We start from the raw sequence: 17,270 nt of genomic DNA on the forward strand, positions 1-17,270 counted from the left end.
ATGGCAAAAGACGAACAACAAAAGGCAAAAAATATCAGGCGGAAAACGCGCGGATCATACCCGCCGCCACCGTGTGATGCGTCGCTTCATCAATCAGCACGAACGCGCCGGTGCCGGGATGCGAATCATAGAGATCGCACACCAGCGGCTTTTGCAAGGTCAGCGCGACGCGGCCAATGTCGTTCATCGCCAGTTCAGTGCGGTCGGTGGCCTGCAACAGCGTATGCACGTCGAGCACCTCGCGGATCGCGCCGATGCGGGCAAACACGGTGCTGGTGGTTTGCTTCAGCAGGTATTTGCGCTGCGTCGAGAGCGGGGCTTCGTCAAACCAGCACAGATCGGCTTCGAGCTTCTTCGCCGGCTCGGGAGCATCCGTAGCCAGCACAAAGGTATCGCCACGCGAGACGTCGACATCTTCCGCCAGCCGCAGCGTCACCGTCTGGCCCGCCGACGCGTATTCAACCTGGGCTGTGCCCCCTGGCACTGGGGCGATGATCTCGGCAATCGTCGCGGGCCGGTTCGCGGGCAGCACCACGACCGCGTCGCCGCGTTTCACCTCGCCCGCCTCGATGCGACCCATATAGCCGCGAAAATCATCCGCCTGACTGCCGTCCTGGCGCGCGACCCATTGCACCGGAAAGCGCAACGCCTGGCCCGTCGGCAATTCAACGGGCAACGCTTCAAGCACGTCGAGCAACGGGGCATCGCCGTACCACGGCATGCGCTCGCTGCCCTTGACGATGTTGTCGCCCTTCAGCGCCGACACAGGCACAAAGCGCACATCGGCCAGCCCAAGCTGGTTGGCCAGCGTCACATACGCGGCGCGGATTTCGTTGAAACGCGCTTCGCTGTAATCGACCAGATCCATTTTGTTGACCGCAACGATCACATGTTGCAAGCCCAGCAGCTTGACCAGCGCGCTATGGCGTTTGGTTTGCGGCAGCAGTTGCGCGGCACCCTGCGCGTCGAACGTAATGCGCGTGGCATCGATCAGCACGATCGCGGCATGCGCGGTCGAGGCCCCGGTGACCATGTTGCGGGTGTACTGCTCGTGGCCAGGGGTGTCGGCAATGATGAACTTGCGCCGCGCGGTGGCGAAATAGCGATACGCGACGTCAATCGTGATGCCCTGCTCACGCTCAGCTTCAAGGCCATCCGTCAGCAGCGAGAGATCAATCTCATCGCCTGCGGTGCGCTTGTTTTTCACCCGTGACAGCGCGGATAACTGGTCGGACAACACCGCCTTGCTGTCGTACAGCAGACGGCCAATCAGCGTGCTTTTACCGTCGTCGACGCTGCCCGCCGTAATGAAGCGCAGCACGCCGAGATCTTCCGCTTGATGAATGCTCATGATTTTGTTCCTCGAATATCGGATAGCGAATGGCGAATGGCAGGCCTAGAAATAGCCCTGCTTTTTGCGCTGTTCCATCGCTGCTTCGGAAGCCTGATCGTCCATCCGGGTCGCGCCGCGCTCGGTTATTTCGGTCACGGCGGTTTCGGCAATGATCTTCTCGAGATCATCAGCATCGCTTTCAACGGGGCAGGTGCAACTGATGTCGCCCACGGTGCGAAAGCGCACCCGTGCGTTTTCGCTGGTCTCGTCTGGGCGCATCGGGGTAAGCGGTGTCACCGGCACCAGCAGGCCGTCGCGGCGCACGATCTCGCGCTGATGCGCGTAGTAGATCGACGGCAGTTCGAGTTGCTCGCGCGCGATGTATTGCCAGACGTCGAGTTCGGTCCAGTTCGAAATCGGGAATACGCGCAGATGCTCACCGCTATGCAGGCGGGCGTTATACAGGCTCCAGAGTTCCGGGCGCTGGGCCTTCGGATCCCATTGGCCGAATTCATCGCGGAACGAAAAGATGCGCTCTTTAGCCCGGGCCTTCTCTTCATCGCGGCGCGCGCCGCCGATCAATGCGGTATAGCCATGTTGCGCAATCGTTTCGAGCAGCGTGACCGCCTGCGCCGCATTGCGTGAATCCGTTTCGCGCCGCAGCCGCACCGTGCCACGGCGGATCGAATCTTCAACGTGGCCCACCACCAGTTGCGCGCCAATCTGTTCGGCACGCCGGTCACGGAAGCCGATAACTTCGCGGTAGTTATGGCCCGTGTCGATGTGCACCAGCGGGAACGGCAGCACGGTTTTGCGCTGTGCGCCAAGACCGAATGCCTTTAGCGCGAGATGCAGCACCACCACCGAATCCTTGCCGCCCGAAAACAGCAGCGCCGGGTGGCTGCACTCGGCCACGAGCTCACGCAGGATATGAATCGACTCGGCTTCGAGCCAGTCGAGATGGTCCATCCGGCTGGCGCGTGGTGCATGCGGTGCGGATGAAGTACGGGCGCTGGCGGCAGTCGCGCCAGGCGTTGCGGTGAAATCGAGTGCAGCAGTCATGTTCAGTGCCTTCCTGAGTTCGGGATGAGCGCCAGGCACAGTCGCGCTGCGCTGACACAAGGGTTCGTGCCAAAGGGGGGTCGTGCCAAAGATGGGTGCCGGGTGAGATGGCGGTAACGCTGCTTTAAGCGGCCGTTCCAGTCACGGTTTCGCTTGCGCTGGCGCTGGCACTTGCGGGTACCGCTTGGCTCAGGTGCAAACCACACTCTTTCGTGTCGCGGTTTTCCCACCACCAGCGGCCGGCCCGGCTGTCCTCACCTGGACGAATCGCTCGCGTACAGGGCTCGCAGCCAATGCTGGGATAGCCCCGCGCATGCAGCGGATTCACCGGCACTTCAAAGGCGCGCAGATAGGCCCACACCTCCGCTTCGCTCCAGTCCGCCAGCGGATTGAACTTGACGATTTGGCGCGCGCTATCGGGTTCTTCTTCATGCAGCTCAGCACGGGTCACCGACTGCTCACGACGCTGCCCCGTAACCCATGCGCTAACCGTGGCCAGCGCGCGATTCAGTGGTTCCACCTTGCGGATCTCGCAGCAGCGGCGGCGTAAATCGACGCTCTCGTAAAACGCATTCAGGCCATGCGCGCCGACGTATTCATCAACTGCGGCAGCGTCGGGATAAAACTGCTCGATCTGATAACCGTAACGCTGCTGTACCTGGTCAAGCATGCCAAGGGTTTCGGCATGCAAGCGGCCGGTATTGAGCGAAAAGATGCCAATCGCCACGCCACGGGAAAGAATCGCGTGAGTCAGCAGCATGTCTTCGGCAGCGAGGCTGCTGGCCAGCTTCACGTGAGCATGGCGGGCTGCGATCGAATCGAGCAATGCCTCCAGCCGCGCCACTTTCGCTTCAAGCGCGGCTGGCAGCACCACCTGCACCGTCGCGGCGCTCATGATGCGGCGGCCACCGCTGCCCGGCGGCGAAACAGCGGCAACGGGTTATCCACCCCACCCTGGTATTGCACGGTGAATTCATCGAAGGCTTTCAGCGCATCGTGCAAATCTTTGTCCGCGCGCACGGCAAAGGCGTCGAAGCCGCAGCGCGCGAGGTAATTCAACTGGTCGCGCAGCACATCGCCAATCGCGCGAATTTCGCCGGTGTAGCCATAACGCTCGCGCAGCAAACGCGCAATGCTGTACCCCCGGCCATCGCGGAACACAGGGAAATCAACCGCGATCAACGCGATCCGGTCGAAGTCCCCCGCGAGATCAGCGGGCTCGCTATCCGGCTCAAGCCACACCCCGAGTTCAGCCGCAGCGCGCGTTGCGCCCAACGCCTCACGCTGAGCCAGCCATAACGCCAGCGGCACTAGCACTGGGCCGGGCGGCAACGCCTCGACGTCTGGCAGCGTGCCATCTTCAGCGGCGCGAATCACGTTCCAGTGATCGGCCACAATCGCGCGGTTTTTAATAATCGAAGCCATTTGACTTGTTCCTGTTAAACCTGGTCACGGGGACGTTCACGCATGAGCTGGCTGGCGCGCGGCATACACGCGCTCCTTGAACGGAGCCATGCCGATGCGGTTATAGGTTTCGATAAAACATTCGCCATCCTGACGATGCTCGACAAACGTCTCGATCACCTTCGCCACCACGTCCGGCATTTCATCAGCGGAGAACGACGGACCCATCACCCGGCCTAGTTGCGCACCACCGCCCACGCCGCTGCCTTGCTCACCGCCGAGGGTGACCTGATACCACTCCGAGCCATCCTTATCGACGCCTAGCACGCCGATGTTGCCCACGTGATGGTGGCCACAGGCGTTGATGCAGCCAGAGATATTCAGCGATACATCGCCCAGGTCATGGACGTAATCGAGATCGCTGAAACGTTGTTGAATGGCGAGCGCGATCGGAATCGATTTGGCATTGGCCAGCGAGCAGAAGTCGCCACCAGGGCAAGCAATGATGTCGGTCAGCAAGCCAATGTTCGCGCTGGCGAAACCAGCCGCTTTGGCTTTTTCCCACAACGCGAACAAGTCGCGCCTGGCCACGTTCGCCAGAATCAGGTTTTGCTCGTGCGACACACGAATTTCACCCAGCGAATACGCATCGGCCCAGTCCGCCACAGCTTCCATCTGGCTATCGGTGGCATCACCGGGAGCGATGGTTGGAGATTTGAGCGAGAGCGTGACCGACACATAGCCCGGCACTTTGTGCGGCCGGACATTGCGTTCGACCCAGCGGGCGAACGCGCGATTTTCGAGCAGATGAACTTCGAACGAAGCATCGGTATCCGCCAGCTTTTCGTACTGCGGCGGCTGAAAGTATTGCGCGACGCGATCCAGTTCGGCTTGCGTCAGCGTGGCCGGGCCGTCTTTCAGGTGCTGCCATTCTTCTTCGACTTGCTGAGCGAATTTTTCAGGCGACAGCGCTTTCACCAGAATCTTGATGCGCGCCTTGTAGATGTTGTCGCGCCGGCCGTAGCGGTTATAAACCCGCAGCACGGCTTCGCAATAGCTCAGCAAATGCTGCCACGGCAGGTTTTCGCGGATGATCGCGCCGATGATCGGCGTGCGCCCAAGGCCACCGCCCGCCAGGATGCTGGCCACGATTTCGCCTTGCGCGTTTTTCTTCAGATACACGCCAAGATCGTGCACCTGCACCGCTGCGCGGTCTTCGCGCGAACCCGAGACGGCCACCTTGAACTTGCGCGGCAGCCACGCGAACTCGGGATGAAAGGTCGACCATTGGCGCAGAATTTCAGCCCATGGGCGGGGATCCACCATTTCGTCAGGTGCCACGCCCGCGAATTGATCAGCGGTGATATTGCGAATGCAGTTGCCTGAAGTCTGGATGCCGTGCATCTGCACCGAAGCGAGCTTCGCCAGAATCTCAGGGGTGTCTTCGAGCTTGATCCAGTTGTACTGGATATTCGAGCGGGTCGAAAAATGACCATAGCCCCGGTCGTGCTCACGGGCAATCCGCGCCAGCATCCGCAGTTGGTCCGCGCGCAAGTTGCCATAAGGGATGGCGATGCGATGCATGTAGGCATGCCGCTGCATATAGAGGCCATTTTGCAGACGCAGCGGGCGAAACTCTTCTTCGCTCAACTCGCCCGACAGCCGCCGCCGCACCTGATCGCGGTATTGCGCCACGCGTTCGTCGACGATGGTCTGATCGTACTGGTCGTATTGGTACATTCGGGGAGCCCTGAAGTGACGCAACGCACCATGCCCGCGCGCCGCACCCAGATACCCGCCGCCATTGCCGCCACGCTCGAACAAGACCTTCTGACCCCTCGTTCGCCCGCGCTAATGACAAAGGCAGATATCCATATTGGAAAAGATGGACAGATCGTAATAAACTCGCTTTATATTTCAAACGACTAAAAAATTCTTCTTATATGCACAGAGGTTATAAATGAATCTGCACCAATTTCGCTTTGTGCGTGAAGCCGTGCGGCAAAACTTCAACCTCACCGAAGCGGCCAAAGCCCTGTTCACCAGCCAGCCGGGCGTCTCCAAAGCGATCATCGAACTCGAAGATGAACTGGGCGTGGAGATTTTCACGCGGCATGGCAAGCGGGTGCGCTCACTTACTGAACCGGGCCGGATCATTCTGGCTTCGGTCGAAAAAATCCTGCAGGAAGTGGAAAGCCTCAAGCGCATCGGCAAAGACTATGCCGCCCAGGATCAGGGCAACCTGGTCATCGCCGCCACGCACACCCAGGCGCGCTACTCGCTTCCAGCGGCCATCGCTGAATTCAAAAAACGCTTTCCCAAGGTGCATCTGTCCATTCTTCAGGGCAGCCCCACCCAGGTCGCAGAAATGGTGCTGCACGACCAGGCCGATCTGGCCATCGCCACCGAAGGCCTCTCGAACTACAAAGATCTGGTCTCGCTGCCCTGCTTTCAGTGGCGGCACGTGGCCGTAATGCAGCCCGACCACCCATTGCTCGAACGCAAGCAGTTGTCTCTGGATGATCTGGCGCACCATCCGCTGATTACCTATGGCAACGCCTTCGCGGGACGCACCAAGATCGACGAAGCCTTCCGCTTGCGCGGCCTGACGCCCGACATCGTGCTGGAAGCCATCGATGCTGACGTGATCAAAACCTATGTCGAACTTGGGCTGGGGGTTGGCATCATGGCCGATATCGCCTTCAGCGCTGAACGCGACCGTCATTTACGCGCACTCCCCGTGGGCCATCTGTTCGGCAGCAATGTGACGCGAGTCGCACTCAAGCACGGCGCGTATCTGCGCAGCTATGTGTACACGCTGGTCGAACTGCTCTCGCCAGGCATGAACCGCAAGCTCATCGAGCAAGCGCTCAAGGGCGAGCACGAAACCTATGAGCTCTGATGTAAATCCCGGCCTCATGCTGAACTGGAGCAACGCGCCAGCGTGATGGGCACGATCCGCGCGATCCGTACGATCCGCGAGCGGCAAATTTCTCTCTACCTGGACTCGTCATCATGCGCACCACACGCGCGATCCATGCTGTCGAACGGCTCAAAAGCCGCAGCGGTCATCCTTATTACGCGGCCATCAGCCTGCCTGGCGGACTGTTTTATCTCGCCGACAAAGCCGCTGAGGCCCCAGCGAAACTATCCGGGCCATTGGCGCTCGATGAATTCGTGAAATTTGTTGATGCATTTGGGCCGCAAAAACCACGCCGCGCCAGCAAGCTGGACCTCGCCTTCGAAGCGCAAATCAAAAAGAGCAAAAGCTAAAACGCCCGCCACGGCTTGCAAGCGCATGCCGTGGCGGGCCGCACAGCCCGCAAGGCCAGCAGGACCGGCGCAGCCCGTTTGGTACAATCGCCCAGTTTTTCTCCTTTCAGACCTCGGCCGCCCTTAGCGGGCCGCCTTCACACCGCCGAACCCCATCATGAATATCGAGCAAGCGCGTTTCAACATGATCGAACAGCAAATCCGTCCCTGGGATGTGCTCGACCAGGACGTGCTGAACCTGCTGTCCATCATCAAGCGTGAAAACTTCGTCCCCGCCGCGTTCCGCGATCTGGCTTTCGCCGATTTCGAAGTGCCGCTGCCTTGTGGCCAGCACATGCTGGCACCCCGGGTCGAAGCGCGCATGTTGCAGGCGCTGGAGGTGAAAAAGCACGAAAACGTGCTGGAAATCGGTGCGGGTTCGGGCTACATGGCAGCGCTGCTGGCCCATCGGGCCCAGCATGTGCTCTCCATCGAAATCGAAGCAGAACTGGTTGAGTACGCTCGCGCCAAACTCGCGGCCAATGGCATCCAGAATGCGGATGTTGTCTGCGGCGACGCCGCGCGTGGCTGGTCAGGCTCGGCACCCTACGACGTGATCTGCGTTTCTGGCAGCCTGCCCGTGGTACCGCAAAGCCTGCTGGAGCAAATCAAGCCGGGCGGACGCCTGGGGGTCTTCGTTGGCACCGCCCCGGTCATGGAAGCGCAGATCATCACGCGCATCGACGCCAGGCAGTTTCATACCGTCAATATCTTCGAGACGATGGTCACGCCGCTGGTTAACGCCGAACAACTGCCGCGCTTCAAGTTCTAGGCTGATTGCCCTGCCTCCTGCTTTTCATCCTGTCGTCCTGATAATCGCTGAACGCTAAAGCCCCCGGATCCCCCGATGCAAAACCTGTCCGCGCCTGAGCTTGCCGCATGGCTGGCTGATTCTTCCCGTCCGGCTCCTGTGCTGCTCGATGTCCGTGAGCCATGGGAAATTGAAACCGCGAAAATCGCTGGCAGCCTCGCCATTCCGATGCGCGAGATTCCCGCGCGCTACGCTGAACTCGATGACGCCACACCGCTGATATGCATCTGCCATCACGGCGCACGCAGCGCGCAAGTGGCGCGTTTTCTTGAGGCCAACGGCTACGCTGAGATATTCAATCTGGATGGCGGCATTCATGCATGGTCGCAGCTGGTTGATCCTGGCGTGGCTGTTTATTAAAATCTGAGCGTCCCCTGAACCACGCTGAACCCTGCGCCATGCAGGGTTTTTTTACGCCTGCCCCGCGCCCTGCGGCAGGCCGTATTTGCGCTGTATTCCCTTCCCCCACGCCCAGCGAATTTCTCAGCGCTCACCCGGCCTGATGTCATGCGTTGGCATGCACCGCGCTATAACTTTTCCTGAAATTATTCAGAAAGGTCTTAGATTCATTGCGTATTGCTCTCTGGCACCATGCTCCAACTCAAATCTGGAGCATCTCTAATGAAATTAACCGCTGTCGCAATAATCATTGCGATGCTTTCCCCCCTCGCCGCACATGCGACCTTAGGCGCTGCGCCTAGCGCTCCTGCTGCTTCTGCCTCTACTCCCGCCAAGCGTTTGTCAGCTCTTCCGGCAACGCCAGCTGCGCCTTACACCATGCGTGAATCGCATTCGGCCGATGGCGTCACGATTCACGAATATGTCACGCCCGGCAACATCGTCTTTGCTGTTACCTGGGACGGACCAACCCGGCCAGATATGACCGCGCTGCTGGGCAGCTATTTCCCTAACTTTGTCCAGGCAGGCTCAACCACCGGACACGGAACTGGGCCGTTAATCGAGCGTACTGGCGACCTCAGGATCGAATCGTTTGGCCGCCCAGGAAACGTCATGGGCAAAGCCTATCTGCCACGACTCGTACCGGCCGGCGTCGATCCAGCCGCCTTGCAATAAAGCCCCTCCTCGATTCTCAAAAATATCAACATGACGACTTTGAACAAAACGCTTTGCCTTACTGTGCTCGCAGCTAGCGCAGTGCTCTCCGCATGTGGCGGGGGCGGTGGGGGCGACAAGCAGGACGATAGCTGGATCGGCAAACCCACTACCAATGTGCCCACGACCAATAAAGGCGGCACAGGCAATGGTGGTACCACTAATGGTGGTGGAACGCCTACGCCAGACAGCGGTGGTAACAAGGATGGTGGTGGAAAGCCAGCCACAGGCGGCGACGGCGGTGGAACACCAACCACAGGCGGCGACGGCGGCGGCAAGCCAACACCTGGTGGTGACGGCGGCGATAGCGGCGGCAAGCCAACACCTGGTGGCGACGGCGGCGATAGCGGCGGCAAGCCAACGCCTGGTGGCGACGGCGGCGATAGCGGCGGCAAGCCAACGCCTGGTGGCGACGGCGGCGATAGCGGCGGCAAACCGACACCTGGTGGCGACGGTGACGGCGGTGAAACGGTAAAGGACAGCAACACGATTCCAATCACCGTCGAGCAATATGGCCCGCCCATTGGCTACAACGTGAATCAACCCTACGTCTCGATCACCTTGTGTCCGCCAGGTAGCAAAGATCCGACCGAATGCAAGACGATCGATCACATGCTGCTCGACACTGGCTCAGTGGGCGTTCGCGTGATTGCCAGCCAGATTCCCGCAGCGCTACAAGCCAAACTCCCGGCACAAACCGGCGCAACCAACGATTTGACTGGTAAAGCACCGCTCGCGGAATGCGCGCTGTTCGGCTCCGGCTTTACATGGGGCTCGATAAAGCAAGCCGATGTGCTCATGGGCGACAAGAAAGCCCCCGCACTGCCGATTCAGATCGTCAGTGATCCAGACCTCTCAACTGTGCCGACAACCTGCACATCGCGTGGCGGTCCAAATATTGGCAGCGTGGATGGGATTATCGCTAACGGCGTTGTCGGGATTGGGCACACCGCACGCGATTCAGCCGTCAATTACTACTATTGCCCGAGCGCAACGTCCTGCACCACTGCCACTGTCGCAGCAACGTCGCAGGTGATGCATCCTGTGATGGCCTTTGCCACTGACAACAACGGCACCATCATTCGTTTGCCGGCAGTGCCTGCAACAGGGCAAGCCAAGGTAACTGGGGAGCTGGTATTCGGTATTGGCACACGGACCAACAATGCATTGCCCGCAGCCGCAGCCATCATTCCCGTTGATGCTTACGGCAGATATATGACGACATACAACGGCATTGCCCGGCGTAGCCTGATCGATAGCGGAACCAATACGCTGGTTTTTGTGGATGCAACCATCCCTGTAAAGCCAAACGGTTTTTACGAACCACTCACGCCAGCAACGCTCATCACCCAGATGGCGGCACAGTCCAGCGGCACGACCGTGCAAAAAGAGGTGAAATTCACCATCGAAAATTCAACAACACTATTCGCCACAGGCAACACAGCGTTTAGCAGTCTTGGGCTCTATTCCAGTGTGGCATCCGCTTGGGGGCTTCCGTTCTTCTTCGGACGAGATGTCTACACCGTGGTAGACACCGCCAAAATTGGCGGACTGGCAGGGCCGTTCGTAGCCTTCTAACACTGCCGGGTCATTCCTGGCAGACTTAAACGACAAGAGGGGCGATGCCGGATACGGCACCGCCCCTCTTGTTTTGTTCCGCAAAGATAGTGCGCAACGGTATTTCTGTGTACCTCGTGAACCCTGCGCTATTGCGCAACGTCTGCGATCTAGCCGGTGCCCGGTATGGCATCCACCGCCCAACTAGCGGTTAAGGCAATAACGTGAGCAGCACCTCAACCGTCCGCGCTGTCGCGCCACGGTGCCGGGCAGCAAAAGCGGCGGCGGCGGCACCCATTGCCGTGCGTTGCGGCCGGTCGTTGAACAGCGCCTGCAAGCCCCTGGCAAGTTCGCTCCAGTCCTGCACCTGGATCACCGCACCCGCTGCAACGGCATCGGCCGTCGCCTGGGTGAAATTGAAGACATGTGGCCCGATCAGCACCGGCACCCCCACCGCGCACGCTTCGATCAGATTTTGCCCACCCAGCGGCAACAAACTGCCTCCGATGAAGGCGATATCAGCCGCAGCATAGTAGGCCCCCATTTCACCCATCGAATCGCCGAGCAGCACCTCCACCTCATCGGGCAATGGCGCGATGCCATCCGAACCTGATGCGAGCGCAGCGCTACCCCAGGATGAGCGGCGGGCACAACGCAAACCCTGCTTTTCAATCAGCGCGGCCACCTCGTCAAAACGTTGCGGATGACGCGGCACCAGAATCAGCAGCGCATGCTCTACCTCAAGTGCCGCAAAGGCCTGCAACACCAGCGCTTCTTCACCTTCACGCGTGCTGGCCGCCACCCATACCGGACGCGCGCCAAACGCCGCGCGCCACGCACGGCCACGCGCAATCGTCTCCGCTGGCGTGTCCATATCGAACTTCAGATTGCCTAATACCGTGACCTTGCGTGCGCCCAGCGCCAGCAGCCGCTCCGCATCCGCAGGACTTTGCGCCAGCACCCGGGAAAAACCACCAAACACTTCGCGCGTCGCCCGGCCAAACATCGACGCGCGGCGATACGAGCGCGCCGACATTCGGGCGTTGGTCAGCACCAGCGGCACATTCATCTGGCGGCATTCGTCGATTAACGTCGGCCACACTTCGGTCTCCATAATCAGCCCGAGCGCCGGCCGCCAGGCACGCAGAAAACGCCGGACGGTATGTGGCAGGTCATAGGGCAAATAGCAACGCAGCACGCGCTCACCGTATAACTGCTCGCCCGTTGCACGCCCACCCGGCGTCATGTGTGTCAGCAGCACGCGCGCGTCAGGACGGGCGGCAAGCAGCGCGTTGATCAGTGGCTCAGCGGCACGCGTCTCACCCACCGACACCGCATGCACCCAGATCAAGGGTGCCGCGTCGTCGGGCCGGCGGCCCGCCGAGCGGCCAAAACGCTCGCCAATATGTTCGCGGTAGCCACGTTCCTTGCGTGAGCGCAACAGCAAGCGCAACACCGCAAGCGGTGCGATGAGCCACCACAGGGCCCGGTATAACGCCCTTAACATCGCGCCCCCTTCGGCGAAAGAACGCAGCGCGCAGCAGCACCCATGCCCGGCGCGCTCACGCTAGCGCGCGGCCTTGCAGCCGTTCCAGGATACCCAGCGGTGCACATTCCGGCTGCGCCATTGAGCGCACCGGCAGAAAAAACGTCTGCTCCAGCATGAACTGGCCGGACATCACCGCATGCGAGGTTTGATCCGAAAAACAGACCCACACGCTGCCAGGCGGGAACGGCATGGTCTGCTGCGGTGAGGTTTGCTGATAAGCCAGATCGGCTTTCATCGCATCGTGCAGCTTCAGCATGAGATGGTCGTAAGCGCTGCGGCGGGATTTGGTGACATGCAGCAACTTCAGCAACCAGGCAGAACCTGGCATCTGAGGCCGGATACGTGGCAAAAACCGCCGGGCCATATCTTCGAATGGCTCGCCCACGCGCCACACTCGCGGCACGCCATGCGGATTCACATTGGTGAACACCCGCAAGATCCGTTCGCCGTAATTTGGCCGGGACGGAAACGCATCCACATGCAAACGGCTATCGTCCTTGCGCCAGGAGGTATGGCGCGTTTCGACCTGATGCAGGCGCAGGCTGGTTGGCGCAACCCGCAGCACGCCGTCATATTCAGGAAACAAACCATCGACCAGCGTGCGCGCACTCGCCTGATAACGCGCGATCAGCGCGCGCACCGCCGACTGCGTCACTGCATTGCCCAGCACACCATGCAGCGCGCCGCCATTGGGCTCAAGGCTGATGTTCTTGCGTGCCGGGTCCGCCAGCGCTGGATCGAGCAACGCAGGCTCACCGCCATGAAGCGCAAAAGGCAACTGCGGGAAATACAGCACCTTGCCGCGCTCAACGCCCGCCAGCAAGGTTTCGCGTGGCAACGACAAACCCCGTCCGCTCCAGTCGGCAGACGTCACTTCGATAATCTGGGATTCATTCATCGTTTTTATTGAAAAGAAATAACCCGTTGTGCCGCGCCGCCGCCATTGCGTCCAGCGCTCAGCGCTGCAACGCTTCGCTTCAAACCGGGTCGTGTGATGGGGGGGATAGCAGACCCAAATCCGCTAGTGCGCTCAGCACCTGGGACAGCCTTGGCTCACGCCCTGCACCGCCAAGGTTGATGATCTCCGGCGACCAGTAACCTCCGGTGCGCCACGCTGTCTCGAAATTGTACAGCTCGACCGTTGGTCGTTTGAGCGCGGCAGCAATATGGACAAGGCCGGTATCGACGCCAACCGTCACTGCCGCCCCGTCAATCAGGCCGACCACGGCCGCTAGCGGTAACTGGGGGGGCACGATGCCGGCCGCACCAAATGCGTTGGCGAGGCGCTCACTGGTGAGCCGCTCAGCCGCACTGCCCCAGGGCAGCACGATCGACATGCCACGCCGGATCAGGATTGAGCCGAGTTCAAGCCACGCAGCCTCGGGCCACTGCTTGTCCGCGCGTGAGGTTGCATGGACGAACACGACATACGGCACCGGCAGGTTCAGCCCCTCTGCCGCCAGCGCCTGTGCCGCACGCTGCCGGTTCAGGCCGAAGTCGATTGGGTCAGTGGGCTGGGGCGGTGGTTGATTAAGCGCGGCCGCCACCAGTTGCCGGGTGCGTTCGACCACATGCGTATGCGGTGCAATCGGCACTCGCCGGTCATAAAAAAAGCGCACAGGCCACTCGAAGCCAGCGCCTTCGGTCCGGTTCGCCAGGCCCACGAGTTGTCCGCGCGCCATACGCGCCATCCACGCGGTTTTCACCAGACCCTGGCAGTCAATCACCAGATCGTAATTTTCTGCGGCCAGCGCCCGGCGAAACGCCCGCACCTCGCGCCAGCTGGCGCGCGAGGCAAAGCGCTTGCGCCAGCGCCGCAACGCCACCGGCAGCACCCGGTGAACACCATCCACCAGTTGCACCAGGCCCACGAAGCTCTCTTCCACCAGCCAGTCGATCTGTGCCTCGGGATACCAACGACGAATGTCGGCAATCACCGGCATGTTGTGCACGACGTCGCCCAGCGACGACACCCGGACGAGGAGAATTTTTTGCACGCTCACGGAGATCACGCCGGGCAAACCGGCCCCAAAGATGGATTAAACAAACTTGAACAAGCGGCGCGAAAGAGCGCGCCGTCAGAGGTGTCATGCAACAGAACTGCGGCGCGTCACCGTGCTTCACGCGGACACCGCCGCCGCGTTAGAACGGCAATCTGGCGTCCGGTTTTTGCGCGAGAATCGCCCGGCGAAAATCATCTTGAATCCGGGCGAGCGCCGCCTCCGTATCCGCTTCAAAACGCATCGCCACCACCGGCGTGGTATTGGACGAACGCGCGAGGCCAAAGCCATCGGGGTATTCGACGCGCAGACCGTCGATGGTCACCACCTGATCGGCAGCGGGAAAGCTCGCGTGCTGCAGCAGACGTTCGATCAGTTGCACGTTTTCTCCCTCTTCGAGCTTCAGTTGCAGCTCAGGGGTGGAAAGCGAGTTAGGCAAGCCGTTAAGCAACTGGCTCGGATCGGCTACGCGCGTCAGAATTTCGAGCAGCCGCGCGCCGGTGTAGAGGCCATCGTCAAAGCCATACCAGCGGTCTTTAAAGAACACATGGCCGCTCATTTCACCCGCCAGCGGTGCGCCGGTTTCGCGCAGCTTCGCCTTCACCAGCGAATGCCCGGTATTCCACATCAGCGGCACGCCGCCTTTGGCACGCACCCACGGTGCCAGATTGCGTGTGCATTTCACGTCGTAAATAATTTGCGCGCCAGGATGGCGTGACAGCACGTCTTCGGCAAACAGCATGAGCTGGCGGTCGGGATAAATCACCTGGCCGTCTTTCGTCACCACGCCAAGACGGTCGCCGTCACCATCGAACGCAAAGCCGATTTCCGCATCCGTCTCGCGCAGCGCACGCATCACGTCCTGCAGATTCTCGGGATGAGCCGGATCGGGATGGTGATTCGGGAAAGTGCCGTCGATCTCCGTGAAAAGCTCAACCAGCTCGCAACCAAGCGCCTTGAAAAGACGTGGTGCCAGCCCTCCGGCAACGCCATTGCCGGTATCCACGACCAGCTTCAGCGGCCGCGTCAAACGGATATCGCCAACAATCCGCTCAAGGTAGGCGGATGCGACATCGTGCTCGACATAGCTGCCAGCGCCACTACCGCTACCACTAGCGTGACCGCTGGCAAAACGTTGCTCGACAATCCGCTGATACAGCGCCTGAATCTGCTCGCCATATATAGCGGCACCGCGCAGCACCATCTTGAAGCCGTTGTAATCAGGGGGGTTATGGCTGCCGGTCACGACGATGCATGAATCGACCCGGCGCTCGCCAGTGGGCAGCGCCAACGGCACGCTCGCCGCGAAATAGCCCACGGGGGTTGGCACCATGCCCACATCCACCACATCCACGCCCACCGAACGCAAGCCCTCCGCCAGTGCCTGAACCAGTTCCGGCCCCGACAGGCGGCCATCACGCGCCACCACCACCGCATCGCCACCTTGCGCCCGCACTTCGCTGCCAAACGCCTGGCCAATCGCGCGAGCGGTTGCCACATCGAGTGTCTTGCCGACTACGCCGCGAATGTCATACGCCTTGAAAATGGACTGGGAGATCATGATGTGACTCGCTTCGTACAGTAGAAAAATTTAAATGGCGCACGGCGCGAGAACACGCGCGATGCACATGAGGCGCAGGCTGGAAGCCTTGCGGTTCCCACCTATAATTGCGCTTCTTCGTTTTTAGCCGCGCCCAGAAAGGCGCCTATTCTAATGCCTCTGCGTGCCCCTCCAATGAAGTCGCTGCCATGGGCACCGCCCTGCCTGCACGCACTGCACGCACCAAACACACCCTATGCCCCCATCCCCCGGCCAGCGCCAGGCGGCCGATGCTAAGCCTTGCGCGCCGCAGCGCTCAGCCGGAAGTTGCCCGGGCGCTAGCCAATCTCGTCTGGCTTGGCCTTGAGCGGCTGACCCAGATTGCCGTAGCGATTGCGATCAGCGGCATGCTGGCGCGCTATTTCGGCCCAGATGTCTTTGGTAAATGGCAGTACGCCAATACGCTGCTGCTGGTGCTGGCCCCCATCACCTGGGTCTGTGGCGCAGAAATCCTGGTGCCCACCATCGTGCATCGCCCGGCCCCGCTAGGCACGATGCTTGGCAGTGCGTTCGTATTGCGCCTTAGCGTTTCCGCCGCCGCGCTGCTGCTCACATGGGGTGGCATCGCGGCCGGGCTCACTGATCCGCTGGTGGGCGCGATGCTCGCCGGACTGGCGCTGACGATGGTGTTCCGGGAGCCCTTCGTCGGCACCATCAATGCCTGGCTGCAAAGCATGACTTACAGCAAGCCGCAGTTGCTGAGCAGCATGGTCACCGCGTTACTCAAGGCGGGGCTGGTCTATCTCTGCGTCCGCGCAACACTCGCGCCCGCGCGCTTTGGCTGGCTCTGGGCGTTTGAGGCCGCCGTCATTGGTGCAGTGCTGCTCGCGTACTACATCCGCCGCCATGGCGGCACGCTCGACTGGCGTATCGACCGCACCCTGGTGCGCCATTTCGCCAGCGCGGGCGGTGTGTTCTGGCTGGGCCTGATCTGCATGTACCTGTTTCTGAAGCTCGACCGGCTGATGCTCGAGCGCACGATTTCATTTGCCGACCTTGGCCGCTATTCCGCCGCGCAGCAGCTCAACGAGAACTGGATTGCGCTGGCGCTGATGCTGGCGCAGACGCTCGCGCCAGGGTTTGTCTACCGGGTGCAGGAAGCGGCCCAGCTACGCCGCAATATCTTGCGGCTGACCGTGCTAACTGCCGCGTTAATGGCTGCAGGGGCGCTGGTGCTAGACCTGCTCGCGGGGGTCATCATCCGCCTGGTGTTCGGACCGGATTACACCGGTGCAGCTGAAATTTTCCGCTGGGCGGTGTGGCTCTCGGTGCCGGCCGGGATTGAGGCCATCGGCAATCTGGCCGTCCTTAAATATCAGGCGAAATTCGTCTTGCTGGCGAAATGGCTTCTGGCGTTGCTGATTGCCTTCAGCGTGAACTGGCTGGCGATTCCGCGCTTCGGTGCTTATGGCGCGCTGATCGGGCTCGCTGCGGGCTATATCGCCGCCGCCAGCGTGAACTTCTTCTACCTTCGTTACCGGGTGCGCCCATGACCTTTTCTTCTTCCAGCGCGCCTTTGGCGGCAACGG

Annotated in this window: 16 protein-coding genes; 7 read left to right on the forward strand and 9 right to left on the reverse strand. The window is 60.8% G+C overall.

Annotation, left to right across the window (positions count from 1 at the left end; all coding sequences use genetic code 11):
• Window positions 1–34 precede the first annotated feature (34 nt).
• The 5 genes from GH656_RS10905 to GH656_RS10925 form a co-directional block, all read right to left on the reverse strand.
• Window positions 35–1,351, reverse strand: coding sequence for a sulfate adenylyltransferase subunit 1 (locus tag GH656_RS10905; RefSeq protein ID WP_153075895.1), 1,317 nt, complete (start codon window positions 1,349–1,351; stop codon window positions 35–37).
• Between the two features lie 45 nt (window positions 1,352–1,396).
• Complete coding sequence (gene cysD, locus GH656_RS10910) at window positions 1,397–2,395, reverse strand: sulfate adenylyltransferase subunit CysD (RefSeq protein ID WP_153075896.1); 999 nt, start codon at window positions 2,393–2,395, stop codon at window positions 1,397–1,399.
• A gap of 124 nt (window positions 2,396–2,519) precedes the next feature.
• Window positions 2,520–3,290, reverse strand: coding sequence for a phosphoadenylyl-sulfate reductase (locus GH656_RS10915; RefSeq protein WP_153075897.1), 771 nt, complete (start codon window positions 3,288–3,290; stop codon window positions 2,520–2,522).
• Window positions 3,287–3,820, reverse strand: a complete 534-nt coding sequence (locus tag GH656_RS10920) for a DUF934 domain-containing protein (protein WP_153075898.1) — start codon at window positions 3,818–3,820, stop codon at window positions 3,287–3,289. The genes GH656_RS10915 and GH656_RS10920 overlap by 4 nt, the downstream gene beginning before the upstream one ends.
• Before the next feature lie 36 nt (window positions 3,821–3,856).
• On the reverse strand, window positions 3,857–5,539 hold the full coding sequence (locus GH656_RS10925; RefSeq protein WP_153076649.1) for a nitrite/sulfite reductase: 1,683 nt from the start codon (window positions 5,537–5,539) through the stop codon (window positions 3,857–3,859).
• 220 nt (window positions 5,540–5,759) lie between these two features.
• On the opposite strand from GH656_RS10925, the gene GH656_RS10930 reads away from it, so the two are divergent.
• The 6 genes from GH656_RS10930 to GH656_RS10955 all read left to right on the forward strand — a co-directional run bounded on the left by GH656_RS10930 (window position 5,760) and on the right by GH656_RS10955 (window position 10,613).
• A complete protein-coding gene (locus tag GH656_RS10930) occupies window positions 5,760–6,701 on the forward strand; it encodes a CysB family HTH-type transcriptional regulator (protein WP_153075899.1) in 942 nt (313 codons plus the stop codon).
• Window positions 6,702–6,814: 113 nt separating this feature from the next.
• The gene (locus tag GH656_RS10935; protein ID WP_153075900.1) at window positions 6,815–7,072 is read left to right on the forward strand and encodes a hypothetical protein; all 258 of its coding nucleotides are present in this window, start codon (window positions 6,815–6,817) and stop codon (window positions 7,070–7,072) included.
• Between the two features lie 157 nt (window positions 7,073–7,229).
• Complete coding sequence (locus tag GH656_RS10940) at window positions 7,230–7,883, forward strand: protein-L-isoaspartate O-methyltransferase family protein (RefSeq protein WP_153075901.1); 654 nt, start codon at window positions 7,230–7,232, stop codon at window positions 7,881–7,883.
• Between the two features lie 75 nt (window positions 7,884–7,958).
• A complete protein-coding gene (locus GH656_RS10945; RefSeq protein WP_153075902.1) occupies window positions 7,959–8,282 on the forward strand; it encodes a rhodanese-like domain-containing protein in 324 nt (107 codons plus the stop codon).
• Window positions 8,283–8,543: 261 nt separating this feature from the next.
• Complete coding sequence (locus tag GH656_RS10950; RefSeq protein WP_153075903.1) at window positions 8,544–8,996, forward strand: DUF2844 domain-containing protein; 453 nt, start codon at window positions 8,544–8,546, stop codon at window positions 8,994–8,996.
• Between the two features lie 30 nt (window positions 8,997–9,026).
• A complete protein-coding gene (locus tag GH656_RS10955) occupies window positions 9,027–10,613 on the forward strand; it encodes a DUF3443 family protein (protein ID WP_174769741.1) in 1,587 nt (528 codons plus the stop codon).
• Between the two features lie 190 nt (window positions 10,614–10,803).
• On the opposite strand, the gene waaA is transcribed toward GH656_RS10955, so the two are convergent.
• From waaA to GH656_RS10975, 4 genes are all read right to left on the reverse strand, one after another.
• On the reverse strand, window positions 10,804–12,099 hold the full coding sequence (waaA, locus tag GH656_RS10960) for a lipid IV(A) 3-deoxy-D-manno-octulosonic acid transferase (protein ID WP_153075904.1): 1,296 nt from the start codon (window positions 12,097–12,099) through the stop codon (window positions 10,804–10,806).
• A gap of 55 nt (window positions 12,100–12,154) precedes the next feature.
• Window positions 12,155–13,039 (reverse strand): Kdo hydroxylase KdoO, encoded by an 885-nt coding sequence (gene kdoO / locus GH656_RS10965; RefSeq protein WP_153075905.1) that lies wholly within the window; start codon window positions 13,037–13,039, stop codon window positions 12,155–12,157.
• 79 nt (window positions 13,040–13,118) lie between these two features.
• The gene (gene waaC / locus GH656_RS10970) at window positions 13,119–14,144 is read right to left on the reverse strand and encodes a lipopolysaccharide heptosyltransferase I (RefSeq protein WP_153075906.1); all 1,026 of its coding nucleotides are present in this window, start codon (window positions 14,142–14,144) and stop codon (window positions 13,119–13,121) included.
• A 139-nt stretch (window positions 14,145–14,283) separates the two neighbouring features.
• Complete coding sequence (locus GH656_RS10975; protein ID WP_153075907.1) at window positions 14,284–15,702, reverse strand: phosphomannomutase/phosphoglucomutase; 1,419 nt, start codon at window positions 15,700–15,702, stop codon at window positions 14,284–14,286.
• A 269-nt stretch (window positions 15,703–15,971) separates the two neighbouring features.
• Here GH656_RS10975 and GH656_RS10980 point away from each other — a divergent pair, with 269 nt between their 5' ends.
• On the forward strand, window positions 15,972–17,234 hold the full coding sequence (locus GH656_RS10980; protein ID WP_153075908.1) for an oligosaccharide flippase family protein: 1,263 nt from the start codon (window positions 15,972–15,974) through the stop codon (window positions 17,232–17,234).
• Window positions 17,235–17,270 lie beyond the last annotated feature (36 nt).

Source organism: Paraburkholderia bonniea (assembly GCF_009455625.1).
In the GTDB taxonomy this organism is placed as follows: Bacteria; Pseudomonadota; Gammaproteobacteria; order Burkholderiales; family Burkholderiaceae; genus Paraburkholderia; species Paraburkholderia bonniea.